This is a genomic window from Aminobacterium sp. UBA4834, assembly GCF_002400205.1.
Taxonomy (GTDB): Bacteria; Synergistota; Synergistia; order Synergistales; family Aminobacteriaceae; genus Aminobacterium; species Aminobacterium mobile.
The window spans coordinates 129924-150680 of sequence record NZ_DHFC01000017.1; the positions used below are offsets into that span (position 1 = coordinate 129924).

Annotated in this window: 38 protein-coding genes; all 38 read right to left on the minus strand. The window is 47.2% G+C overall.

The genetic code is table 11. The features are described 5' to 3' along the window. Positions 1-9 precede the first annotated feature (9 nt). Positions 10-819, minus strand: a complete 810-nt coding sequence (flgF, locus tag B3L97_RS06315; RefSeq protein ID WP_286934610.1) for a flagellar basal-body rod protein FlgF — start codon at positions 817-819, stop codon at positions 10-12. A gap of 21 nt (positions 820-840) precedes the next feature. Continuing rightward, a complete protein-coding gene (locus B3L97_RS06320; protein ID WP_024822536.1) occupies positions 841-1893 on the minus strand; it encodes a rod shape-determining protein in 1053 nt (350 codons plus the stop codon). A gap of 47 nt (positions 1894-1940) precedes the next feature. Then, complete coding sequence (gene truA / locus B3L97_RS06325; protein ID WP_024822537.1) at positions 1941-2762, minus strand: tRNA pseudouridine(38-40) synthase TruA; 822 nt, start codon at positions 2760-2762, stop codon at positions 1941-1943. After that, positions 2759-3574 carry an energy-coupling factor transporter transmembrane component T family protein gene (locus B3L97_RS06330; RefSeq protein ID WP_286934611.1) on the minus strand — a complete coding sequence of 272 codons (816 nt, stop codon included), beginning with the start codon at positions 3572-3574 and terminating at the stop codon, positions 2759-2761. The genes truA and B3L97_RS06330 overlap by 4 nt, the downstream gene beginning before the upstream one ends. Next, a complete protein-coding gene (locus B3L97_RS06335) occupies positions 3571-4422 on the minus strand; it encodes an ATP-binding cassette domain-containing protein (protein WP_286934612.1) in 852 nt (283 codons plus the stop codon). Before B3L97_RS06335 ends, B3L97_RS06330 begins: the two co-directional genes overlap by 4 nt. Next, positions 4410-5240, minus strand: coding sequence for an energy-coupling factor transporter ATPase (locus tag B3L97_RS06340; protein ID WP_286934613.1), 831 nt, complete (start codon positions 5238-5240; stop codon positions 4410-4412). The genes B3L97_RS06335 and B3L97_RS06340 overlap by 13 nt, the downstream gene beginning before the upstream one ends. Before the next feature lie 2 nt (positions 5241-5242). Further along, on the minus strand, positions 5243-5596 hold the full coding sequence (gene rplQ / locus B3L97_RS06345; protein ID WP_024822541.1) for a 50S ribosomal protein L17: 354 nt from the start codon (positions 5594-5596) through the stop codon (positions 5243-5245). Positions 5597-5600: 4 nt separating this feature from the next. Next, on the minus strand, positions 5601-6626 hold the full coding sequence (locus tag B3L97_RS06350) for a DNA-directed RNA polymerase subunit alpha (protein ID WP_286934614.1): 1026 nt from the start codon (positions 6624-6626) through the stop codon (positions 5601-5603). Between the two features lie 12 nt (positions 6627-6638). Next, positions 6639-7268 carry a 30S ribosomal protein S4 gene (gene rpsD / locus B3L97_RS06355; RefSeq protein ID WP_024822543.1) on the minus strand — a complete coding sequence of 210 codons (630 nt, stop codon included), beginning with the start codon at positions 7266-7268 and terminating at the stop codon, positions 6639-6641. Positions 7269-7299: 31 nt separating this feature from the next. Next, positions 7300-7692 carry a 30S ribosomal protein S11 gene (rpsK, locus tag B3L97_RS06360; protein WP_034326853.1) on the minus strand — a complete coding sequence of 131 codons (393 nt, stop codon included), beginning with the start codon at positions 7690-7692 and terminating at the stop codon, positions 7300-7302. Between the two features lie 33 nt (positions 7693-7725). Continuing rightward, positions 7726-8103 carry a 30S ribosomal protein S13 gene (rpsM, locus tag B3L97_RS06365; RefSeq protein ID WP_024822545.1) on the minus strand — a complete coding sequence of 126 codons (378 nt, stop codon included), beginning with the start codon at positions 8101-8103 and terminating at the stop codon, positions 7726-7728. 7 nt (positions 8104-8110) lie between these two features. Next, positions 8111-8236, minus strand: coding sequence for a 50S ribosomal protein L36 (rpmJ, locus tag B3L97_RS06370; protein ID WP_084043922.1), 126 nt, complete (start codon positions 8234-8236; stop codon positions 8111-8113). Between the two features lie 121 nt (positions 8237-8357). Further along, the gene (gene infA / locus B3L97_RS06375) at positions 8358-8579 is read right to left on the minus strand and encodes a translation initiation factor IF-1 (RefSeq protein ID WP_024822546.1); all 222 of its coding nucleotides are present in this window, start codon (positions 8577-8579) and stop codon (positions 8358-8360) included. Positions 8580-8583: 4 nt separating this feature from the next. Then, a complete protein-coding gene (locus B3L97_RS06380) occupies positions 8584-8910 on the minus strand; it encodes a KOW domain-containing RNA-binding protein (protein ID WP_024822547.1) in 327 nt (108 codons plus the stop codon). After that, the gene (map, locus tag B3L97_RS06385; RefSeq protein WP_024822548.1) at positions 8895-9671 is read right to left on the minus strand and encodes a type I methionyl aminopeptidase; all 777 of its coding nucleotides are present in this window, start codon (positions 9669-9671) and stop codon (positions 8895-8897) included. Before map ends, B3L97_RS06380 begins: the two co-directional genes overlap by 16 nt. Beyond that, entirely contained in the window at positions 9668-10324 is a 657-nt protein-coding gene (locus B3L97_RS06390; RefSeq protein ID WP_024822549.1) for an adenylate kinase, read from the minus strand. The genes map and B3L97_RS06390 overlap by 4 nt, the downstream gene beginning before the upstream one ends. Positions 10325-10341: 17 nt before the next feature. Further along, a complete protein-coding gene (gene secY / locus B3L97_RS06395; RefSeq protein ID WP_286846383.1) occupies positions 10342-11640 on the minus strand; it encodes a preprotein translocase subunit SecY in 1299 nt (432 codons plus the stop codon). After that, positions 11641-12087 (minus strand): 50S ribosomal protein L15, encoded by a 447-nt coding sequence (gene rplO / locus B3L97_RS06400; RefSeq protein ID WP_024822551.1) that lies wholly within the window; start codon positions 12085-12087, stop codon positions 11641-11643. Between the two features lie 12 nt (positions 12088-12099). Beyond that, the gene (rpmD, locus tag B3L97_RS06405) at positions 12100-12285 is read right to left on the minus strand and encodes a 50S ribosomal protein L30 (RefSeq protein WP_024822552.1); all 186 of its coding nucleotides are present in this window, start codon (positions 12283-12285) and stop codon (positions 12100-12102) included. 14 nt (positions 12286-12299) lie between these two features. Continuing rightward, a complete protein-coding gene (gene rpsE, locus B3L97_RS06410; RefSeq protein ID WP_024822553.1) occupies positions 12300-12812 on the minus strand; it encodes a 30S ribosomal protein S5 in 513 nt (170 codons plus the stop codon). Positions 12813-12827: 15 nt separating this feature from the next. Then, complete coding sequence (gene rplR, locus B3L97_RS06415; protein WP_024822554.1) at positions 12828-13193, minus strand: 50S ribosomal protein L18; 366 nt, start codon at positions 13191-13193, stop codon at positions 12828-12830. A 15-nt stretch (positions 13194-13208) separates the two neighbouring features. After that, a complete protein-coding gene (gene rplF, locus B3L97_RS06420) occupies positions 13209-13748 on the minus strand; it encodes a 50S ribosomal protein L6 (protein ID WP_286846384.1) in 540 nt (179 codons plus the stop codon). A 16-nt stretch (positions 13749-13764) separates the two neighbouring features. After that, positions 13765-14169: a 30S ribosomal protein S8 gene (gene rpsH, locus B3L97_RS06425; RefSeq protein ID WP_024822556.1), complete on the minus strand. Its 405-nt coding sequence runs from the start codon at positions 14167-14169 to the stop codon at positions 13765-13767. Positions 14170-14198: 29 nt separating this feature from the next. After that, complete coding sequence (locus tag B3L97_RS06430; protein ID WP_084043923.1) at positions 14199-14384, minus strand: type Z 30S ribosomal protein S14; 186 nt, start codon at positions 14382-14384, stop codon at positions 14199-14201. 20 nt (positions 14385-14404) lie between these two features. Continuing rightward, positions 14405-14950, minus strand: coding sequence for a 50S ribosomal protein L5 (gene rplE / locus B3L97_RS06435; protein WP_024822557.1), 546 nt, complete (start codon positions 14948-14950; stop codon positions 14405-14407). A 12-nt stretch (positions 14951-14962) separates the two neighbouring features. Then, positions 14963-15289, minus strand: coding sequence for a 50S ribosomal protein L24 (gene rplX, locus B3L97_RS06440; RefSeq protein ID WP_024822558.1), 327 nt, complete (start codon positions 15287-15289; stop codon positions 14963-14965). A 15-nt stretch (positions 15290-15304) separates the two neighbouring features. Further along, complete coding sequence (gene rplN, locus B3L97_RS06445) at positions 15305-15673, minus strand: 50S ribosomal protein L14 (RefSeq protein ID WP_024822559.1); 369 nt, start codon at positions 15671-15673, stop codon at positions 15305-15307. Between the two features lie 3 nt (positions 15674-15676). Further along, positions 15677-15976 carry a 30S ribosomal protein S17 gene (rpsQ, locus tag B3L97_RS06450; RefSeq protein ID WP_024822560.1) on the minus strand — a complete coding sequence of 100 codons (300 nt, stop codon included), beginning with the start codon at positions 15974-15976 and terminating at the stop codon, positions 15677-15679. Positions 15977-15982: 6 nt separating this feature from the next. Beyond that, positions 15983-16198: a 50S ribosomal protein L29 gene (gene rpmC, locus B3L97_RS06455; RefSeq protein ID WP_024822561.1), complete on the minus strand. Its 216-nt coding sequence runs from the start codon at positions 16196-16198 to the stop codon at positions 15983-15985. A gap of 2 nt (positions 16199-16200) precedes the next feature. Continuing rightward, positions 16201-16623: a 50S ribosomal protein L16 gene (gene rplP, locus B3L97_RS06460; RefSeq protein WP_024822562.1), complete on the minus strand. Its 423-nt coding sequence runs from the start codon at positions 16621-16623 to the stop codon at positions 16201-16203. 6 nt (positions 16624-16629) lie between these two features. After that, positions 16630-17295 (minus strand): 30S ribosomal protein S3, encoded by a 666-nt coding sequence (gene rpsC, locus B3L97_RS06465; RefSeq protein WP_024822563.1) that lies wholly within the window; start codon positions 17293-17295, stop codon positions 16630-16632. Between the two features lie 13 nt (positions 17296-17308). Beyond that, positions 17309-17641 carry a 50S ribosomal protein L22 gene (gene rplV, locus B3L97_RS06470; RefSeq protein ID WP_024822564.1) on the minus strand — a complete coding sequence of 111 codons (333 nt, stop codon included), beginning with the start codon at positions 17639-17641 and terminating at the stop codon, positions 17309-17311. A gap of 13 nt (positions 17642-17654) precedes the next feature. Continuing rightward, the gene (gene rpsS, locus B3L97_RS06475) at positions 17655-17936 is read right to left on the minus strand and encodes a 30S ribosomal protein S19 (RefSeq protein ID WP_024822565.1); all 282 of its coding nucleotides are present in this window, start codon (positions 17934-17936) and stop codon (positions 17655-17657) included. 17 nt (positions 17937-17953) lie between these two features. Then, positions 17954-18781 (minus strand): 50S ribosomal protein L2, encoded by an 828-nt coding sequence (rplB, locus tag B3L97_RS06480; RefSeq protein WP_024822566.1) that lies wholly within the window; start codon positions 18779-18781, stop codon positions 17954-17956. 20 nt (positions 18782-18801) lie between these two features. Then, positions 18802-19098: a 50S ribosomal protein L23 gene (gene rplW, locus B3L97_RS06485; protein ID WP_024822567.1), complete on the minus strand. Its 297-nt coding sequence runs from the start codon at positions 19096-19098 to the stop codon at positions 18802-18804. Next, the gene (gene rplD / locus B3L97_RS06490) at positions 19095-19718 is read right to left on the minus strand and encodes a 50S ribosomal protein L4 (RefSeq protein WP_024822568.1); all 624 of its coding nucleotides are present in this window, start codon (positions 19716-19718) and stop codon (positions 19095-19097) included. Before rplD ends, rplW begins: the two co-directional genes overlap by 4 nt. A 29-nt stretch (positions 19719-19747) precedes the next feature. After that, positions 19748-20374, minus strand: coding sequence for a 50S ribosomal protein L3 (rplC, locus tag B3L97_RS06495; RefSeq protein WP_286934616.1), 627 nt, complete (start codon positions 20372-20374; stop codon positions 19748-19750). 30 nt (positions 20375-20404) lie between these two features. Then, positions 20405-20713 (minus strand): 30S ribosomal protein S10, encoded by a 309-nt coding sequence (gene rpsJ, locus B3L97_RS06500; RefSeq protein WP_024822570.1) that lies wholly within the window; start codon positions 20711-20713, stop codon positions 20405-20407. Positions 20714-20757 lie beyond the last annotated feature (44 nt).

The following is a 20757-nucleotide window of genomic DNA, read 5'->3' on the forward strand; positions in this document are numbered from 1 at the left end:
CTCCAGAAGTTAGACGGCTCTGCCGAATGTGGTAATAAGCCGGCCTGTCATCTCGTCATGAGTAGATACTGCTTTCGAAGCACTTTCATAAGCTCTGTGGGCTTCAATCATCCGTACCATTTCTTCCACCACATTGACGTTAGACATTTCCAGTGCCCCTGACTGAAGCTCAAAATCCTCTACAGCATCTGGCTGGCCCGACTCTCTTGTCTCTGATAGGAGAGATCCTCCTATTTGCCTCAAATACGAGGGGCTTTGAAAAGATACGACCTGAAGAGTATCTACTACCTCATCATCTGCAATAAGGCGACCGGAGTTATCAAACTCTATTCGCGTTGCATCCCCTATTTCCAAAGGTCCTCCATTGCCTAACACCAGCATACCGTCGTGTGTAACAATTCTTCCTTCAGAATCAAGTTGGAAATGACCAGAACGGGTATAGAAAATGTTCCCACCCAAATCCTGTACAACGAAAAATCCATCCCCTTGCAACGCCACATCCAAGTTTTTTCCTGTTATCTGAAGCATTCCTGCCTCTGTTTTCATCGCCGTTTCTGAAAGGACGTTGGCAAGAGGTATATCACCTATAGGAACTCTTCCTCTAAAAACGACACTATCTGGAGGCACTACTTCTATTTTCCCTTCTCCAGGATCAAGTTTTTCCAGGCGATCCATAAAGACCTCAGGGAAAGACTTATTAACGGCAATCCTTCCTTTAAAACCAGCGGTGTTTACGTTGGCCAGGTTGTTGGCGACTACATCGCCCATTCTCTCTTGTACTAGCATGGCTGACGCAGCAGCATAAAGCCCTCGATGCACTGGACAATCCTCCTATAGACTCTAGAGTTTTTTCTTCCGTCCTTTCTTTGATGCGCTGGTCATTAATATTCCGCTCCGCCCAGTAGCCTTCAGCTTATCGATCTCCGCAAGCGCTTTACCTGTCCCAACAGCAACACACTCCATAGGATCTTCGGCACAGAAACAATTGATGCCAGTTTGCTGTGTAATAAGCTCTGGGAGACCTCGCAGTAACGATCCACCGCCAGTAAGGACGATCCCTCTATCTATAATATCGGCCGAAAGTTCCGGTGGCGTTAGCTCTAATACATTTCTTACTCCATCATTAAGAGCCTGGATCATTTCACCAATGGCTTGGCTCACAGAAGCACTGCTAATCTCTATCTGGCGAGGGAGGCCTTGGACTAGATCTCTCCCTTTAATGGTCATCGTCATTTCTTCCTCTTCCTGGCCACAGGTTCCGATAGTAATCTTCAAATTCTCAGCTGTCTGTTCTCCTATAGCAAGGCTATAGTGTTTACGCAAATAACGCATTATTGCTTCATCAAATTTATCTCCACCAATGCGCAGCGACTTAGATACAACAATTCCCCCCAAGGAAATAACTGCAATATCGGTAGTTCCACCACCAACATCTACAATCATTTTTCCTCGAGGCTCTTCTACGCTGAGGCTGGCCCCTATTGCAGCAGCCATAGGCTCTTCAATCAGAAAAGCTTCACTGGCTCCTACTTCAACCGCGGCTTCTAAAACAGCTCTTCGTTCTACATCAGTAGCTCCTGATGGGACACAAATCATAACCCTGTTTCTAAAGAAACGACTGAACCCTTTGTTGACTCGCTTCATAAAATAACGAAGCATGGCTTCTGTCATGGTATAGTCGGCAATGACTCCATCACGTAGCGGCCGGACTGAAATTACGTTTCCCGGGGTACGCCCCACCATATTTTTTGCTTCATTGCCTACTGCAAGTATTTTCCCATTTTCTAGATCTATGGCAACCACTGAAGGTTCCCGAAGAACGATCCCCTTATTTTTTACATAAATAAGCACTGTCGCTGTTCCAAGGTCTATACCGATATCGCTTCCGAACACGAAGGTAGCCTCCTTATCTGCAAAAACATTCCCTCTCTGGGAAAGTATTATATGTGTTTCCTCCAAAAATCAGAAGGGACAAATATGCCTGCTTTTTCCTTTATTTTTGGAAGGCCGTTAAGAAATGGAGATGCATCGTACCCAACTCTCCAAAAATACAAGCCATGAGCCGGCACCGTCATTCCTGATTCCCTACGACTCCCTTTCCCATTAAGTAAGTCTCTAATCCACTCTGGACTCTGCTTGCCTTTTCCTACAAGGTCTAGACTTCCTATAAGAATGCGAACCATGTTCATAAGAAAAGCGTTACCGCGAATAGTAACAATCGATAGTTGCCCATTTTGATGCCAGCGGAAAGTGTAAATGGTACGGATAGTATTGTCTGGACACTCTTTGATTGGACAGAACGCCCTGAAATCGTGGGTCCCTTTTACGTACTCGCAAGCCTTTCCCACGGCTTCTTTATCCCATTTCCAGCGATTCCACCACGCCCGTTCTCGAAGATACGGAGGGAAAGCAGGGCCATGCCATATATAATATCGGTATTCTCTCCATAAAGCACTAAAACGAGCGTTAAAATCGTCAGAAACATGATAAATATTCATAATACGTACCGTTTCTGGCAAGTAATAATTGATAGCTAACAATAATCTGCCAGGATCCCATCCGACAGGAAGCTCAAAGGAAACAACTTGTCCTTTCCCATGAACACCGGCATCAGTTCGACCAGCAGCAAAAACAGTGGTGGGCTCACCAAATATTTTGCCTATAGCTTCTTCCAGAGATTGTTGAACGGTAGGGACTCCTGATTGTCGCTGCCAACCACAGAAAGCGGTTCCATCGTAACTTATTGTGGCAGCATAGTTCATAAAACAATCACCCTTCGATCTATATATATTAATAAACCAATGGTAAGGATGAGAACGATCAATGCTGCGCTATCACGCATCTTCCAGCAAAGAGGCTTGAACCTGGTTCGTCCATCCCCCCCCCTGTAACATCGAGCTTCCATAGCTGTAGCCAGGTCGTCTGCTCGCTGAAAAACAATGACAAAAAGAGGGACCAGCACCGGAAGCATCGCCCGCAAACGTTGCCATAGGTTCCCTTTATCGAGATTGGCCCCCCGCGCAAGCTGAGCCTTCATAATGCGGTCTGTTTCATCAAGAAGGGTAGGAATAAACCGCAAAGCAATGGTCATCATCATGGCTAACTCATGGGCAGGAAAACCTAATGGCGCCAAGGGCGAAAAAAGTTTTTCCAATCCATCTGAAAGTTCCATGGGGCTAGTTGTTAATGTGAGGAAACAAGCAAAAAGAACCAGAAAAAGAAGTCTCAAGCCCATATAAGCCCCCATACGAATGCCTTCTGCGGTAATAGAAATGATGCCCCATTGAAAAACCGGCGTCCCTTTAGTGAAGAAAAGGTGTATCAGAGCTGTAAAAACAACCAGAATCATCACAGGTTTTACAGAACGAAGAACTAAAGAAAAAGGAAGTTTGGAGAAAAAAGTCATGACAAGAAGCAATAAAGCCCACACACCAAAAGCCATGGGATGCTTTATTAAAAAAATCCCCGTTAATAGGAGCATGGTTCCTAAAATTTTACATCGAGGGTCAAGTCTATGGATTATCGAGGGAGCAGGCACAAATTGACCGAAGGTAAGATGATTAAGAAACTTCATGATTTTCTCACCCTTTTTACTATGGATTGAAAAAGTTTACGTTGATTCCAAGTCAATGGCACCTTCCAGCCTCCTTGCTCTAAAAGAACTGCTAACTCTAAGACATCAGGAAGACATAGGCCTCGCACTGGATTTTGACTAAGTGCTTGAACTATCTTTTCTGGATCACCCTGTACAACCTCTTTGCCCCCTTCGAGAACAAGAATAGAATCACTGGCAGTAAGGGCTATTTCCAAATCGTGAGTAACAAAAACAATACCTCTCCCTTTCTCTTTCTGGGACAAGAGAAGCTTTACGAGATCTTTACGACCAGTGGCGTCAAGCCCCGCCGTAGGTTCATCCAGAACGAGATAGGCGGGATTAGCTGCAAGAACAGAAGCAAGGGCTATACGTCTTTTTTCGCCCCCAGAAAGCTGAAAGGGATTCCGATCTAAAAAACTTTCAGAAAGCCCCACTTCACGAAGGGCGCCTTTCACGACTTCCTCGAGATCTTTCTCTGCTACCCCCCAGTTTCTAGGGGCAAAAGCCACCTCTTCAAAAACTGTTTCAGCAAAAAGTTGTTGTTCAGGATATTGAAAAACAAGACCTACAGTATGTCTGATACTTCTTAACTGAGAGCTACCTAGACGAGATAAATAATTTTCCACAGACACCTCTCCACGTCCAGCCTCAGGAACCAGCAACGCATTCAAATACTGGGCAAGAGTAGACTTACCGCTACCAGTATGCCCTACAATAGAAAGCCATTGCCCCTTTTCCGTACGCAAATTCACATCCTTCAAAGCCACTGTTTCCAATGGAGTGGAAGGATGATAAATATGGGTGAGGTTTTTTACTATAATAGACATAAAGCCTGTCGAACTCCATCTACTGTTGCGGGAGTATTACGAGAAATAATATTCTCCCTCACTAGCATTTGCCATAACTCGACAAACGGAGGACATTCTAACCCCCATTCTTCAAGTTTTCCTCTATGCGTAAAAAGTTCCGATATACAACCGCTCCACTCTACCCGACCTTCTTGAAGAACAAGAGCTCTATCACAAAACACTGTCTCTTCTAGACGGTGAGTAATATACACTATTGTCCGGCCCTGGCTATGGAGCGTCTTTAAAATACTAAGCAGATCTCGTCGCCCTTGAGGGTCAAGCATGGCTGTAGGCTCATCCAAAACGAGACAAGGTGGATCCAGAGCTAAAGCTCCCGCTACAGCTAAACGCTGTTTTTCCCCTCCCGAAAGAGAGTAGGTAGGATTTGTCGCCTTACCTTCAAGGCCAGTTACAGATAAAGCCCAATCAACACGCTTCTTTATCTCTTCTGAAGGAAGCCCGAGATTTTCTGGTCCAAAAGCTGCATCATCTTCTACTACAGTACCAACTATCTGATTTTCGGGGTTTTGAAACACCATGGCAACATGGCTCCGAATTGTCCAAAGATTCTGCTCGTCCCGAGTATCCATGCCATAAACAAAACAAGCGCCCTGCGTTGGGAGCAGCAGGGCGTTTAAATGTTTGGCCAGCGTGGACTTTCCTGAGCCATTGCTGCCCAGTAAAGCTAGCCATTCCCCCTCCCTGACCTGGAAGGAAACACCGTCCAAGGCAGGCCTGTCCGCTTCAGGGTAGGTATACCCTACATCCTGAAGCGTACAGATGTCCTTTGGGGTCATCGTTAATCAACCAGCTCGATTATCGCCATGGGCGATCCGTCGCCGCAACGATTGCCCGTTTTTATTATTCTGGTATAGCCACCGGGACGATGTGCATACCGCTTGGCCAGATCTTCAAAAAGCTTGATCGAAGCCTCTTTATGTCCTAAACGGGCACGAATAACCCGGCGATCATTGAGAGAATCCCCTTTAGCTCTGGTGATAAGCTTTTCAGCTACTCGACGAAGTTCTTTCGCCCGGGTCACCGTTGTAGTGAGGCTCTCCTCTAAGAAAAGGCTGGCGGCCATATTAGCTAACATTGCTCTGCGATGGCTTCCATAACGACCAAGCCTTCTATGGTCCATACGGTGTCTCATGGAACTAGTCCTCCTTTACTGCTTTCTCTTCGCTCTTCTCTGTGCTGAGGTGAAGCCCCTGCTTTTCCAGTTTCTCCTCGATTTCTCTCAGAGAAATTTTCCCAAGGTTACGAATCTTCAACAGATCTTCTCTACTTCTTGTTATGAGCTCGCCGATGGTATGAATTCCACCACGAAGGAGGCAGTTCTCGCTTCGAATAGAGAGTTCAAGCTCTCGCACAGGCCTTGAAAGAAGATCATCTTCCTCTTTTGCTGCCGCTTCAGCTGCCTCAGCTGCTGCCGCTTCGGCTGCTGCCAGAGCAACATCCTCTTCTTCAGCCCCTTCTACCGGATGAAGCTTGTCTATATCCTCAACGATAAACCCAAAATAGGTACGTATAACCCTCGCAGCTTCGCCTACCGCCACATCTGGTGCTATAACACCATTTGTTGTTACGTCAAGAACTAGCCGCTCAAAGTCTGTACGTTGGCCTACACGGGCCGCTTCCACATCGTAATGTACTTTCAAAACCGGCGAAAAAATAGCGTCGATCAAGAGGGCGTCTGCCGGAAGATACGCAGGGCGTGGTCGATCGATGGTAGCATATCCTGTCCCCTGCTCTATGTAGAGATCCATTGAAAGTTGGGCTCCCTCTTCCAACACGCAAATAGGTGCGTCAGGATTAAAAAATTCAATTTCACTATCAGGCTGAATATCTGAAGCTACAACTGCTCTAGATCCCTCTGATTCTAAATGAAGGACCTTCACATCTTTGCTATAAGAACGAACAGGAATATGCTTCAGGTTCAACATCAGTTCGATGACGTCCTCGCGAACCCCTGGGATGGTACTGAACTCATGTAGAACGCCATCGATACGGACTGAAGTAATAGCCGCCCCCTTAACGGAGGAAAGCAGTACCCGTCGCAGAGCATTGCCCAGCGTTACTCCGTATCCTCTTTCAAGGGGTTCTACAATAATTTTACCAAAGGTGGGGCTACACTCTTCAATTCGGATTTCAGGCCGCATCAGTTCCACTTTGTCCAACACCTTTCATGCCTACTATCTGGCATAGAACTCAACAACGAGCTGCTCATTGACGGGAACATCAATCTGTTCTCGCACAGGGATGGAAACAACATTAGCTTCCATGCGCTCGGTATTAACCTCCAGCCATTCCGGAACGGTTCTTGACGCTGCCACTTCAGCGTTCTCTCGAATCAACGCAATTTCCTTGCTATTTTCCGCAACAGCTACCGTAGAGCCAGCCCGAACGAGGAAACTCGGCACATCAACTTTACGGCCATCAACTACAAAATGGCCATGAAGAATAAGCTGTCTGGCCTGGCTTCGGCTAGCGGCAAATCCCATTCTGTAAACCACGTTATCAAGGCGTCGCTCAAGAAGCTGAAGGAAGTTATGTCCTGTCACTCCAGCCATTCTGTTTGCCTCAGCAAAGAATCTCCGGAACTGGCCCTCGTTCATACCATAAAAGCGGCGCAGCTTCTGCTTCTCGCGAAGTCGAATTCCATATTCACTAGCCTTCGAGCGAGGCCTGCCCCTCCTTTGTTTACTTTTAGACTCTCCCCTAGTAATAGCACACTTCTCTGTAAAGCAACGGTCTCCCTTGAGGAAAAGCTTTGCTCCTTCAGCTTTACAGAGACGGCATACTGGTCCTGTATATCTGCTCATAAGTTCTTTTTCGCCTCCTTATCGGGGTGAACTACACTCTACGACGCTTCGGCGGTCTACAGCCGTTATGAGGAATAGGCGTCGCATCTTTAATCATGTTAACCTGAAGTCCTGCAGCTTGAAGAGAACGGATTGCCGATTCTCGGCCAGGTCCTGGTCCCTTCACCACTACATCTATTTCTTTCACCCCGTGGTCCTGAGCTGTTTTAGCTGCCTGTTGAGCAGCAATCTGAGCGGCAAAAGGAGTCGATTTTCTCGTTCCCTTAAAGCCCACGTTTCCACCAGAAGCCCAAGACAGGATATTCCCGCCTTTATCGCAGATGCTCACTATAGTGTTGTTAAAAGTAGAAAAAATATGAGCAACTCCATAGCTTACATTCTTTTTTTCTCTTCTTTTACCTCTACGCTGTGTACGTTTGGCCACGTGCGTCAGCCTCCTTGATATCTCTAAACTATATTATTTACCGGCCTGCTTTTTCCCAGCTACCGTACGGCGTGGCCCTTTCCGTGTACGTGCGTTGGTCTTAGTTCTCTGACCACGAACTGGAAGCCCCAGCCTATGTCGTAGTCCTCTGTAACAGCCGATATCCATCAACCGCTTGATATTCATTGTAACTTCGCGCCGCAGGTCTCCTTCTACCTTATAGTGCTCTTCTATCTCTTTACGGAGCTTCTGAGCTTCCTCTTCTGTAAGGTCTTTCACGCGAGTATCCGGACTAATGCCGGTAGCCGCAAGAATTTTGTGTGAAGAGGGAAGTCCTATCCCATAAATATAAGTGAGCGCTATCTCAACCCGCTTTTCGCGAGGCAGGTCTACACCAGCTATACGGGCCATATGCTCGTTACCTCCTTGCACCCTGTCTCTGTTTGTGGCGCGGATCCTTACTGCAAATAATCCGTACCACGCCTTTGCGCCGGATAACCCGGCAAAATTCGCATATCGGTTTTACCGATGGTTTCACTTTCATTCGTTCCACGCTCCTCCGAGAAAACCTTTACCCTGCCTTGACAGACCTCTTCGGTTCTATCCCGACAATCTATTCAATGCTTTTCACCAGCCGCGGTTAAAGCATAAGGGCAGAACACAAGTTATTTATATCTATACACTATTCGTCCGCGTGTCAAGTCGTAGGGCGAAATCTCGACAAGAACCTTATCGCCTGGGAGAATACGTATAAAATGCATTCTCATCTTCCCCGACACATGGGCCAGTAATTTGTGGCCGTTCTCTAATTCTACCCGAAACATGGCATTTGGAAGTGGCTCTATTACGGTCCCTCGCACCTCTATGACTTCGTCCTTGTTGGCCATACGGTTATGTCAACCTCCCTGCATCTGACTCACTACTCACTATATTTCTCACCTGAGAAAAAAGATATTGTAATCTCCCGCTATCTATATTTTCTCCCCTGGAAATCTTCCCTGCAATCTCTTCAAGAACCCATCGAGTAGGCTGAAGATGACTCAGATTTTTAAGTTTAGGGGCAGACACTTGAAATCTCTTGCCATCTGAAAGATACGCCCTATTTTTTTCAGGTTCTACCTTCACGACAACATACCATTTCCCCGTGTCTTTTCCCTTTCTCGAAATAACGACCTGACCAACCTGAAAAGTCCCAGCCACAATCAGGCCCATTCCCAAGGAGTAAGTACCTCTGCCCCATCTTTTGTGATGAGAACGGATCTTTCAAAATGAGCAGCGTCAGAGCCATCTGCAGTGAGAACTACCCAACGGTCTGGCCCAACAACAGTATCTTCCGCTCCCGACATAACCATAGGCTCTATGGCTATAGTCATACCTGCTTTGAGAGTCACGCCTCTTCCAGGGCGTCCAAAATTCGGGACTTGAGGTGGTTCGTGTAAGTGTTTCCCCACACCATGCCCAGTGTAATCTCTCACGAGCCCAAACCCTTTAGGAACAACATAGGATTCCACCGCATATCCAATGTCTCCTATGGTATTCCCATCTTTTGCTACAGAGACTGCTCTGTTTAAACTTTCAAGGGTCACGTTAATAAGAGTTTGGCGTTCAAGACTCACCTGTCCGACAGGGAAAGTACAAGCTGCATCTCCGTAATAGCCTTTATAACAAGCCCCTACATCAATGCTTATAATGTCCCCCTCTTCCAGATATCGCTCCTGAGTAGGTATCCCGTGAACTATCTCTTCATTAATAGAAGCACACACAGCTCCCGGAAAAGCGACGGGGATACCTGGAACCCGATACCCTTTAAAGGCTGGCGTTGCACTTTCCTTTGTCATAAGCTCTTCTGCAGCTCGATCAATATCGGCTGTGGTGATGCCGGGCCGGACAATCCCTGCTATGAGATCGAGAACATCAGCAACGATCCGGCCCGCTTTCCGCATATATCGGAGATCTTCTTCCGTCTTAAGTACAATCATTCAGCTACCTTCTTAGTAAATAACGCCTCAATTGCAGTCATTACGAGAGAACTTGACGTCCCAGCATCGACCCGTCGCAATAAATTTCTCTCCTCGTAATAAGCAATGAGTGGTGCTGTCTGTTCATGGTATACCTTGAGACGACTTCGAATCACCGATTCTTTATCATCGTCGCGCTGATATAGTTCTCCACCGCATTTGGCGCAATGGGCACCTTTGAGGGAGGGTTTAAACGTCACATGATAAATCTCCCCACACTGGCGGCACATACGACGACCACACAATCTTTCTACCACTAAATCATCATCCACATCAAGCAATATAACAGCATCAAGAGCAAGATGCATTGCTTGCAAAAGTTCATTTAACGCTTCAGCTTGCGGAACCGTGCGAGGAAATCCGTCTAACAAAAACCCCTTCTCACAGTCCTTCTCTTTCAACCGCTCGCCCATCATACGAACAATAATATCGTCAGGAACAAGCTTTCCGCCATTCATATACTCTTGTGCTTGACGACCTAAGGACGTCTGATCCTTTACGTTTTGTCGGAGAATATCCCCCGTAGAGATATGGGCTACATCATACTTCTTTTTTATTTCTGCCGCCTGGGTTCCTTTGCCTGCGCCAGGCGGTCCTAGCAGAACGACTCGCATAGCTTCTTCTATCCCCCTTAGAATCTGAGGAAGCTTCCGCTCTTAGAATCACGGCGCTTCAATATACCTTCATAATGCCGCATGAGAAGCTGTCCTTCGATCTGGTGAACAGTGTCAAGAGCTACTCCTACTACAATCAAGACCGCAGTTCCACCAAAGTAAAAACTCGTAATCCCCATAATATTCGTCATTAATGTGGGGACGAGGGCAATAATCGCGAGAAAAATCGCTCCACCGAGAGTAATTCTGGTCATAACCTTTTCTATAAACTCCGACGTAGGGCGACCTGGGCGAATCCCTAATATAAACCCGCCATACTTCTTCATGTTATTGGCAATGTCCGCTGGGTTGAAGACCACCGCTGTATAAAAGTAAGAGAAGAAGATAATAAGAGCAATATAAAGTACCATATAAACAGTACTGCCAGGCTCAAACATCTTCTGAACAGCTAAAGCGACGTTCCCAGAGAAGAATCGGGCAATAGAATAAGGGAACAATAGAATTGATGATGCGAAGATGATAGGCATAACGCCAGACTGGTTAACCTTTAATGGTATAAAGGTACTTTGTCCGCCATATACCTTGTTCCCAACCACCCTTTTCGCATATTGCACTGGAAGACGTCGCTGTCCTTCTTGCAGAAGAATACACCCTGCAATTACAGCAAACATAAGAAGAAGAGCCAAGATCAAAACAAATATGCTCATTTCTCCTAACCGCAACATTCTCCAGCTACGAATAATAGCTTCTGGGAGCCGAGCAACGATACCAGCGAAAATAAGCAAAGAAATGCCATTACCAATTCCATGATCTGTAATTTCCTCGCCAAGCCACATCACTGCTAATGCTCCAGCAGTTACCGTCACAACTACGATAACCCCAGCAAAAAAGCCTCCATGGAATATTCCCACTCGGCCAAGCCAGAACGTCATGCCTATCGCTTGTATGCCAGCAAAAAGAATCGTCCCCCAACGGGTAATACGAATAATCTTTTTCCTTCCTTCCTCGCCTTCTTTCTGCATTTTTTCCAAGGCAGGAAAGACAATAACGAGGAGCTGCATAACAATGCTCGAGTTAATATAGGGTGTAACGCCGAGAGCGAAAATACTGAATCGCCTCAGCGCACCACCCGCAAAAATATCAAGGAACCCGAGCACACCAGCACCCTGTTCAAAAAGTTGGGCCATAGCAGACGCATCAATGCCAGGCGTTGGAATATGGGCGCCAAGACGGAAAATAAACAAAACTCCAAGTGTAAATAGTATCCGTCTCTTTAGATCTGGTAGCTTAAAGGCATCCCTGAAGGAATCTATCACTTAGATCACCTCAGCCTTCCCACCTGCAGCCGCTATTTTTTCAGCTGCCTGGGCACTGAAGGCGTGGACCCTAAGTGTAAGTCCCTGGGAAATTTCTCCTCTCGCGAGAATTTTTACCGGCTTTGTCAAATCTCTAACAAGACCTGCTCGATAGAGATCCTCTACCCCAACCACAGACCCCGCCTCAAAACGATCTGCGAGCTGTTCGAGATTAATAATCTGATAGCTCTTCGCAAAACGGGCATTGTTGAATCCGCGTTTGGGAACTCTTCGTGTAATGGGCATCTGCCCGCCTTCAAAACCAGGACGAACTCCTCCGCCAGCTCTTGATTTATGGCCTTTTGTTCCCTTCCCAGCTGTTTTGCCATTCCCACTACCAATTCCCTGTCCAAGACGTTTAGCTTTCTGGCGGGAACCAGGAGCAGGTCGAAGATCATGCAAATTCATGGTGCGTCCCTCCTAGTCTTCCACAACGGCCCATTCCACAAGGTGGTGGACCTGATTGATCATGCCACGAATTTGGGGGACATCCTCGTGCTCTACTGTCTGATGAAGTTTTTTGAGCCCAAGGGCCTTGATTGTCTTCTTCTGTCGAAGCTGATGTCCAATCGCGCTTCTAACCCATGTAATACGCAGTTTAGCCATAGGACAACCCCTCCTTATTCCGCCTCAGTCTGAGCGGTCTGTTTCCCTCTCAGACGCAAAATTTCTTCGGGCGTCCTCATCGTTTCAAGGGCCTGGAGCGTTGCCCAAGCAACATTAACAGGATTAGATGTTCTTCCTATAACTTTAGTAAGAACGTCCTTTACCCCACCAAGCTCCATAATGGCACGAACCACTCCACCGGCAATAACTCCAGTACCTGGTGCTGCTGGCTTAAGAAGCACATGAGCCGCACCAAAGTTCCCGTCTACCGGGTGGGGAATGGTGCTCCCTACTTTTTTCAATTCCCGAAGGTTCTTCGTCGCCTTATCAATACCTTTACGAACAGCCTCGGAGATTTCTTTGGCTTTGCCCATCCCTACACCTACGTATTGCTCGCCATCTCCAACGACAACAAGGACGCTAAACTTAAAACGTTTTCCACCTTTTACAACCTTGCTGACTCGGTTAATAGCCACAACACGCTCGGAGAGCTCTAAGCCTTTCGTGTCGACACGTTTCATGGTCATTCTCGGACCTCCCCTTTAGAACTTCAGGCCGGCTTCGCGAGCTGCTTCGGCAAGGGCTTTGACTTTTCCGTGGAACATGTGCCCACCCCTATCGAATACAACTGACACTATGCCTTTTTCAAGGGCCCGCTCTGCCGCAAGCTTGCCTACTGCTTTGGCCGCTTCGATGTTGCAGTGACCTGAAAGGGATCCCTTAAGTTCCTTTTCAAGAGTCGAAGCCGAGACAAGAGTATGGCCTGCCATGTCATCGATAATCTGAACATATATATAGTTCAGACTGTGATAAACGGCCATTCTAGGGCGCTCCGGCGTTCCGGAAACTTGTTTCCTGAGTCTCCGGTGCCGGATGATTCGCATATCATTTCTGCTTTTCGTTTTCATCCACGTCACCTCAGGTTACTTGGCACTGGCTTTGCCGGCCTTACGGATAATATGCTCGCCAGCATAGCGGATACCTTTCCCTTTATAGGGCTCAGGGCTCCTGAATGCTCGAATGATGGCAGCCACCTGGCCAACAAGCTGCCTATCAATGCCTTTAACGGATATTTTAGTGGGGCCATCGGTTAGAATTTCAATCCCCTTTGGAGGATCGTATTCCACCGGATTGGAGTACCCCACGTTGAGAATAAGTTTTTTACCCTGCATCTGCGCACGGTAACCAACTCCAACAATCTCCAGGTTTTTCACAAAACCCTCTGTTACTCCAGTCACCATATTTGCTACAAGAGCCCGCATCATTCCATGATAGGCTCGCGTTTGTTTCTCATCATTTCCTCGAGAAACAACGATGGCATCGTTATCGACAGAAACAGAAATCCCAGGTACAAGAGCAGAAGAAAGCTCTCCCTTGGGCCCTTTTACTATAACCTTGCCATCCTTTATTGTTACAGATGTTCCCTTGGCGAGGGTAATGGGTTTACGTCCAATTCGCGACATAGAAAATCCCTCCTCGCTACCAGACGTAGCAAACGACCTCTCCGCCAAGACCAAGCTGAGATGCCTCAGTATCAGTCTTTAGGCCATGGGAAGTGGAAATAATAGCAATTCCGAGACCACCCATAACCTTGGGGAGATTGTCTTTGCCCACATAGATCCTTCTGCCCGGTTTGCTGATCCGACGAAGTCCCTGAATAATTCGTTCACGGTTAGGACCGTAATTCAGGAAAATACGCAAAACAGCATAGGGCTTTTCAGGATCGTTGATGACTTTATAATTCCGGACATATCCCTCTTCTTTCAAAATCTTAGCTATGCTCAGTTTCATATTGCTGTGAGGGATATCAACACTCTCGTGGTACACCACGTTAGCATTCCGGATCCGCGTCAGCATATCAGCTATTGGATCGGTAACATACATTCCTGTGACCCCCTTATGTTCGCTCTCGCTTACCAGCTGGACTTAACGATTCCGGGGATCTTCCCCTCTCGAGCCAACTTGCGGAAGCAGCAGCGGCACATATCAAACTGACGCATATACGAGTGAATACGTCCGCAGATCGGGCATCTGTTATACTTCCGCACCTTAAACTTTGGGGGCAGCTGTGCTTTATATTTCATTGCTTTACGCGCCATATTTCATTTCCCCCTTGTACTTATCGGCTACTGAAAGGCATGCCGAGCTCTTTCAGCAAGGCAAAGGCCTCTTCGTCCGCTTTCGCAGTTGTTACAATAGAAACATTCATCCCGCGAGTTCGGATTACGTCATCATAGTCTACCTCTGGGAAGATAAGCTGCTCTCTAAGCCCGAGGTTATAATTTCCACGCCCATCAAAACCCCTACGGGAAATTCCCTGGAAGTCTTTAATGGAAGGCAACGCCAAAGATATAAGACGATCAAGGAACTCCCACATCCTGGCTCCTCGAAGAGTCACCTTACATCCTACCGGCATGCCTTGACGAAGTTTAAATCCGGCAATGGACTTTTTTGCCCGCTTCATAAGAGGTTGTTGACCAGTAATGGCCCGAACCTCAGCAAGAGCGGCGTCCATATATTTCATATCGGTTTTCGCTTCACCGACACCTACATTAACCACGATTTTAACAATCCGTGGAACCTCCATAACATTGGTGTAACCGAACTGTTCTTTCAGTCGAGGCACCACTTCATTCTTGTATTTGTCAAGAAAACGAGGATTCATGGTTTTGCCTCCCTACACCCTGTCTACTATTTCGCCGCATTTTTTGCAGACCCGAACTTTTCTACCATCCTCCAAAAAGGCTCGGCTAACTCTCGTTGCCTTGCCACAGGAGGGGCAAACAAGCATGATCTTTGCGGCATGAAGAGGGGCTTCCTTCTTCACAAGTCCGGACTGAGGGCTTTTAGGGGTCGGCTTTACATGGCGAGTGACCATATTAACGCCCTCGACAATGACCTTCCCCTCTTTGGGAAAATTACGAAGAATTTTCCCTTCTTTCCCCTTGTCTTTTCCTGAAATAACCTTGACAAGGTCTCCCTTTCTAATTCTCATTTTGCTCATTCTCGCATTGCCCCCTTAGACAACTTCAGGAGCCAGAGAGAGTATTCTCATATACTTCTTGGCCCGGAGTTCTCTTCCTACAGGACCAAATATGCGTGTCCCTTTAGGGTCTCCATTGTTGTCGATAATTACGGCTGCGTTATCGTCAAAACGGACATAAGATCCGTCAGGACGGCGCACTTCCTTTTTCGTACGGACAATGACAGCTTTAACCACAGAACCTTTAGCTACATTGCTATTGGGGATAGCCTCTCGAACTGAAGCGACTATCACATCTCCGATGGTTCCATACCGCCGTCCACTTCCGCCTAGAACCTGTATGCACATCAGGCTTTTTGCCCCAGAGTTATCAGCTACATTAAGGACTGTTCTAAGCTGAATCATGACCTATTCCTCCTCGGCCACTTCGTCAACGGGAGTGTCAAGCACTGGGGCTCTCTGAATAACTCTCTCAAGAGCCCAGCATTTTCTACGGCTTAAAGGCCGGGTTTCCACTATGCTCACAAGATCCCCAACCCGACAGGTGTTTTCTGGATCACTAGCCATATACTTCGTGGCTTTAATAATCCTCTTCCCGTACAACGGATGAATATCGTGCCGGATTACACGGACGACGATGGTCTTGTCCATTTTATCGCTGACAACCGTGCCAACCCGTTTCTTACGATGGGGTGTACGTGCCTCCATCTGTCGTTACCTCCTTCCAGCAGCGCTTTCAGAAGCCTGCTGTTTCTCTCGTACCACCGTTAAAACTCTAGCGATGGTCTTTTTTACCGCTTTGATCCGGCTTGTGTTCTGAAGCTGTCCAATGGCGTTTTGAAACCGAAGGTTGAACAGCTCTTCCTTATATTGACGATGCTTCTCCTGAAGCTCTTCGAGAGTCAAATCTCGTAAACTCTTCGCATCCATTTCTATTCACCACCCAGACCTTCACGGGCAACAATTCTAACCTTGACAGGCAACTTATGAGAAGCAGTTCTGAAAGCATCTTCTACAACTTCTCGAGAGACACCGGCCACTTCAAAAAGGATACGCCCTCGTTTAACTGGAGCTACCCAAAACTCTGGGCTTCCCTTCCCCTTACCCATACGAGTTTCAAGGGGTTTTTTGGTAAAGGGATGGTCTGGGAAAATTCTGATCCAGATTTTACCGCCCTTTTTCATTTTTCTGGAGATAGCGATACGGGTTGCTTCTATCTGTCGAGCCGTAATCCAGGCACAATCAAGAGCCTGAAGGCCATAGTCACCAAAAGCAACTGTAACGCCGCCCTTTGCTGTACCGCGAAGAGGTCTCCGATAGGGTTTCCGATATTTAACTCTTTTCGGCATAAGCATGACGGATTACCCCCTCTTTCTAAATGGTCTGGTTGCCATAGGTTTTTCGTTTGCCTTGTCCCTAAATATCCAGACCTTTACGCCAATAATTCCATACATGGTTTCCGCTTCAGAAAAGCCGTAATCAATATCGGCCCGAAGAGTGGAAAGAGGCAACTGCCCCTCGTTATACCATTCAGTCCGCGCGATTTCAGCTCCTCCAAGACGACCAGAACACTGGATTTTGATACCCTTTGCACCAGATTTCATCGCTCGGAAGATAGCCTGTTTCATGGCTCTCCGGAAGCTGACCCGGCGCTCCAGCGCAGAGGATACGTTCTCCGCTACAAGCTGGGCCTCCACGTCAGGATTTTTAATCTCCTGAACGTTGATCATAATTTTTGATCCAGTCATCTTCTGAAGGTCTTCTTTAACCGCCTGAATCTCCGCGCCACCACGCCCAATTACTACACCAGGCCGGGAGGTCCAAATTGAAAACCGCATAACATTACCCACGCGCTCTATGTCGACTCTGGCGATACCGGCATGGGCCCATCTATCCAGAATCCACTTCCTTAGTTTGAGATCTTCATGGAGCTTCTTTGCATAATCTCTGCCTTCAGCGTACCACTTAGACTCCCATTCTGTCACTACACCTAATCTGTATCCCACTGGGTGAACTTTCTGTCCCACGAGTTCCCCCTCCTTAACGTTCCGCAACGATAATCGTTACGTGGCTGGTACGGTGCCGATAGGGATGGGCTCTTCCCATAGAAACGGGGCGAAAACGTTTCATGCTGGGTCCCTGATCTGCCGTAGCTGTAATAACATGCAGCTTGTCAGTATCCATGCCGTAGTTATGCTCAGCATTAGCTACCGCACTCTGCAAAACCTTGCTGACGACTCTTGCTGCCTTATTAGGGCAATACTTGAGTATCATCATCGCTTCATTTGCTTTTTTCCCTCTGATGAGAGGCAGAATCTTTCTCACCTTGTAGGGAGAGAGCCTCACCTGTCTGGCAACGGCTTTAGCTTCCATTACCATCACTCTCCTACTTCACTCTCGAAGAGCGTTCCTGGCCAGCATGATGTGCTAATTTGCGGGTCGGAGCAAACTCTCCAAGTTTATGTCCCACCATATTTTCACTTATATAGATGGGAATATGAATTCGACCATTATGTACCGCTATGGTATGACCAATCATCGCCGGAACGATTGTAGAACGCCGAGACCAGGTTTTAAGAACCTTTTTATTCCCCGATACGTTCATATCCTCTATCCTGCGAAGAAGTTTAAGGTCAACATAGGGCCCTTTCTTAGTGGAACGAGCCATATCAGTCCCTCCTCACGCTACTTCGCATACCGGCGGCGAACAATGAGCCTATCGCTAGGCTTGTTCTTCCGGGTACGATAACCTTTAGCCAGAGTTCCCCACGGAGAGACAGGATGTTTATGCGATTTGCTTCGTCCTTCTCCTCCACCAAGTGGGTGATCCACTGGGTTCATAACCATTCCACGCACTTTCGGTCTTCGGCCCAGATGCCGAGTTTTACCTGCTTTTCCCAAAGAAATATTCTCATGCTCTACATTGCCAAGTTGACCGACCGTGGCCATACACTCGTTGAGAACCAGCCGAAGCTCTCCGCTAGGCATCCTCAAATAAGCGTATTTACCCTCTTTAGCCATGACTTGAGCAGAAGTCCCAGCAGAACGAACAAGCTTCCCGCCACAGCCCGGCTCGAGTTCTATGTTATGAACAATAGTTCCCACCGGTATATCTTTCAATTTCAATGCGTTACCAGGTTTGATATCAGACTCTGGTCCAGCTACCACAGTGTCTCCTACGTTCAGCTCTGCTGGGGCAAGAATATAACGTTTGTCCCCATCGAGATAATGAACCAAGGCGATACGTGCAGATCTGTTTGGATCATATTCAATAGCTGCAACTTTGCCAGGAACACCTATATTATCCCGTCTAAAATCGATAACTCGATAGAGACGTTTTACTCCGCCGCCACGACGGCGCATAGTAATGCGACCTAAATTGTTCCGTCCGCCTGATTTCTTTAAAGCGGCGGTCAGGGCGCGTTCCGGCTCGCTTTTTGTCACATCTTCGTAAGACTGACTAGACATTGCACGACGGCCAGGAGTATAGGGTTTGAACTCTTTAACAGACATTATTCTCGTCTCCCCCCTGCCTAAATGCTCGCGCCCTCAAAGAACTCGATACGTTCGCCTTCTGCAAGGCTAACAATCGCTTTCTTCCAAGAACGGGTTTTTCCCACAAAAACACCCATCCTTTTGGGCTTAGAACGGACTCTCATCATATGGACATCCGTGACTTTGACCTTGAAAACTTCTTCCACAGCATGCCGAACCTGAATTTTATTGGCACTGGTGTGTACTTCGAATGTATATTTATTATGCTCCATTAACCGGCTGCTCTTTTCGGTAATAACCGGTCTGATTATAATATCGTGAGCAAGGAGTTTCATATGGAGTACACCTCCTCAATCCGGGCAACGGCTTCCTGTGTCAGAACCAGACTCTGATAATTCAAAAGATCGTAGACATTTATATTGCCCACGTTAATAACTCTCGCTCCTGGAATATTACGAGCGGATTTCGCTACAGCGTCGTTAGGTTCATGTACGATAACCAACGGTTTCTTTGCACTGATTTTCTCAAAGAACCCGAGCATAGATTTTGTTGACGGAGTCTCCACATCAAAGTTTTCAAGTACGGTCAACAAATTATCTCGAACCTTTAGTGAAAGTGCGCTTCTCAACGCGAGACGGCGAACTTTTCTATTGACCTTCTGGCTGTAGTCGCGAGGTTTCGGGCCATGGGCCACTCCACCTCCAACCCAAATCGGGGATCGAGTACTTCCTTGACGTGCCCGACCAGTATGTTTCTGCCGCCAAGGCTTCCGTCCTCCCCCGCTAACCTCTCCTCTTCCTTTGGCGCTGTGAGTCCCTTGGCGTCGGTTCGCCAATTGAGCCACAACAACCTGATGCATAGCCGGTACGTGAATCGGCGCAGCAAACACAGAGTCGGAAAGCTGGAGGTCACTTATCTCTTCACCCTGAAAACTAACAAGCTTCACAGTAGGCATAATCGTTCTGCCCTCCTTCTGTTCCCGACCTAATCCTGCTTGTAGACTGTAATGATACCATTTCTAGTACCAGGTACAGCCCCTTTAACCAGCAGAAGATTGTTTTCAGTATCTACTGCCACAACGGTAAGGTTTTTGACGGTAACTCTTTCTCCACCCATACGCCCAGGCATGGTTTTACCCTTAAAGATTTTCCCAGGATAGCTGCTCGCTCCACTGGAACCAGGGTGGCGATGAGTTTTAGATACACCGTGGGTAGCAAAAGTTCCACCGAAGTTGAAACGTTTTATAACACCAGCGAACCCCTTACCCTTGCTCATGCCGACTACATTAATCTTTTCCCCTTCTTTGAAAAGGGAAACATCAATAGCCTGCCCTATTTCGTATCCATCAACACTACCAAGACGAAATTCTCTCAAGTACCGTTGAGGCTCTACGTTAACCTTATCGAACTGCCCTTTCACAGGCTTTGTGAGCTTGTGGGGCTTCATTTCTCCGAAGCCAAGAAGAATAGCGGAATAACCGTTCTTATCGGGGGTTCGGAGTGCAACTACAGGACATGGTCCTGCTTGGATAACCGTTACAGGAACGGCTTGCCCTGTTTCGTTGTATATCTGGGTCATACCCAGCTTTCGCCCCAGAATTCCAATGCTCATCAACTTCCACTCCTTTCAGCTCAGAGCTTCCTACAGTTTGATCTGGATGTCCACCCCAGAAGGAAGGTTCAGCTGCATAAGCGCATCCATAGTTTTTTGAGTAGGATTGACAATGTCAATTAAGCGCTTATGAGTTCTCATTTCAAACTGCTCCCTCGCATCCTTGTCTTTGTGCGGGGACTTCAAAACAGTATACTTATTAATTTCCGTTGGCAGAGGGATAGGACCAGACACTTTCGCCCCACTTCTCTCCGCCGTTTCCGCTATCTGAGAGGCAGAGCTATCTAACACTCTATGATCAAAAGCCTTCAGACGAATACGAATTTTCTTTGCCAAAATCAACGACCCCCTTTGTTGGGGTTACCCAAGAATTTCAGTTACAA

Bases quoted from the DNA above. Each gene is read 5' to 3' on its own strand.
- rpsQ (WP_024822560.1), bottom strand. From the start codon at position 15,976: ATGGAGGCACGTACACCCCATCGTAAGAAACGGGTTGGCACGGTTGTC.
- B3L97_RS06430 (WP_084043923.1), bottom strand. From the start codon at position 14,384: ATGGCGCGTAAAGCAATGAAATATAAAGCACAGCTGCCCCCAAAGTTT.
- rpsD (WP_024822543.1), bottom strand. From the start codon at position 7,268: ATGAGCAGATATACAGGACCAGTATGCCGTCTCTGTAAAGCTGAAGGA.
- rplF (WP_286846384.1), bottom strand. From the start codon at position 13,748: ATGTCGCGAATTGGACGTAAACCCATTACCCTCGCCAAGGGAACATCT.
- map (WP_024822548.1), bottom strand. From the start codon at position 9,671: ATGATTGTACTTAAGACGGAAGAAGATCTCCGATATATGCGGAAAGCG.
- rplN (WP_024822559.1), bottom strand. From the start codon at position 15,673: ATGATTCAGCTTAGAACAGTCCTTAATGTAGCTGATAACTCTGGGGCA.
- infA (WP_024822546.1), bottom strand. From the start codon at position 8,579: ATGGCCAACAAGGACGAAGTCATAGAGGTGCGAGGGACCGTAATAGAG.
- B3L97_RS06330 (WP_286934611.1), bottom strand. From the start codon at position 3,574: ATGAAGTTTCTTAATCATCTTACCTTCGGTCAATTTGTGCCTGCTCCC.
- rplV (WP_024822564.1), bottom strand. From the start codon at position 17,641: ATGGAAGCTAAAGCCGTTGCCAGACAGGTGAGGCTCTCTCCCTACAAG.
- rplP (WP_024822562.1), bottom strand. From the start codon at position 16,623: ATGCTTATGCCGAAAAGAGTTAAATATCGGAAACCCTATCGGAGACCT.
- rpmJ (WP_084043922.1), bottom strand. From the start codon at position 8,236: ATGAAAGTGAAACCATCGGTAAAACCGATATGCGAATTTTGCCGGGTT.
- rpsS (WP_024822565.1), bottom strand. From the start codon at position 17,936: ATGGCTCGTTCCACTAAGAAAGGGCCCTATGTTGACCTTAAACTTCTT.
- rplW (WP_024822567.1), bottom strand. From the start codon at position 19,098: ATGAAACTCCTTGCTCACGATATTATAATCAGACCGGTTATTACCGAA.
- rplR (WP_024822554.1), bottom strand. From the start codon at position 13,193: ATGAAAACGAAAAGCAGAAATGATATGCGAATCATCCGGCACCGGAGA.
- rplE (WP_024822557.1), bottom strand. From the start codon at position 14,950: ATGAATCCTCGTTTTCTTGACAAATACAAGAATGAAGTGGTGCCTCGA.
- rplO (WP_024822551.1), bottom strand. From the start codon at position 12,087: ATGAATTTGCATGATCTTCGACCTGCTCCTGGTTCCCGCCAGAAAGCT.
- rplC (WP_286934616.1), bottom strand. From the start codon at position 20,374: ATGAGCATTGGAATTCTGGGGCGAAAGCTGGGTATGACCCAGATATAC.
- truA (WP_024822537.1), bottom strand. From the start codon at position 2,762: ATGAACTATGCTGCCACAATAAGTTACGATGGAACCGCTTTCTGTGGT.
- rplQ (WP_024822541.1), bottom strand. From the start codon at position 5,596: ATGAGACACCGTATGGACCATAGAAGGCTTGGTCGTTATGGAAGCCAT.
- B3L97_RS06340 (WP_286934613.1), bottom strand. From the start codon at position 5,240: ATGACCCCAAAGGACATCTGTACGCTTCAGGATGTAGGGTATACCTAC.
- rpsH (WP_024822556.1), bottom strand. From the start codon at position 14,169: ATGTATGTTACCGATCCAATAGCTGATATGCTGACGCGGATCCGGAAT.
- rpsE (WP_024822553.1), bottom strand. From the start codon at position 12,812: ATGACCATGAAACGTGTCGACACGAAAGGCTTAGAGCTCTCCGAGCGT.
- rplD (WP_024822568.1), bottom strand. From the start codon at position 19,718: ATGCCTACTGTGAAGCTTGTTAGTTTTCAGGGTGAAGAGATAAGTGAC.
- rpsM (WP_024822545.1), bottom strand. From the start codon at position 8,103: ATGGCCCGTATAGCTGGTGTAGACCTGCCTCGCGAAAAGCGGGTTGAG.
- rpmD (WP_024822552.1), bottom strand. From the start codon at position 12,285: ATGGCTAAACTGCGTATTACATGGGTTAGAAGCGCGATTGGACATCAG.
- B3L97_RS06335 (WP_286934612.1), bottom strand. From the start codon at position 4,422: ATGTCTATTATAGTAAAAAACCTCACCCATATTTATCATCCTTCCACT.
- rplX (WP_024822558.1), bottom strand. From the start codon at position 15,289: ATGAGCAAAATGAGAATTAGAAAGGGAGACCTTGTCAAGGTTATTTCA.
- rpmC (WP_024822561.1), bottom strand. From the start codon at position 16,198: ATGGATGCGAAGAGTTTACGAGATTTGACTCTCGAAGAGCTTCAGGAG.
- B3L97_RS06390 (WP_024822549.1), bottom strand. From the start codon at position 10,324: ATGCGAGTCGTTCTGCTAGGACCGCCTGGCGCAGGCAAAGGAACCCAG.
- rplB (WP_024822566.1), bottom strand. From the start codon at position 18,781: ATGTCTGTTAAAGAGTTCAAACCCTATACTCCTGGCCGTCGTGCAATG.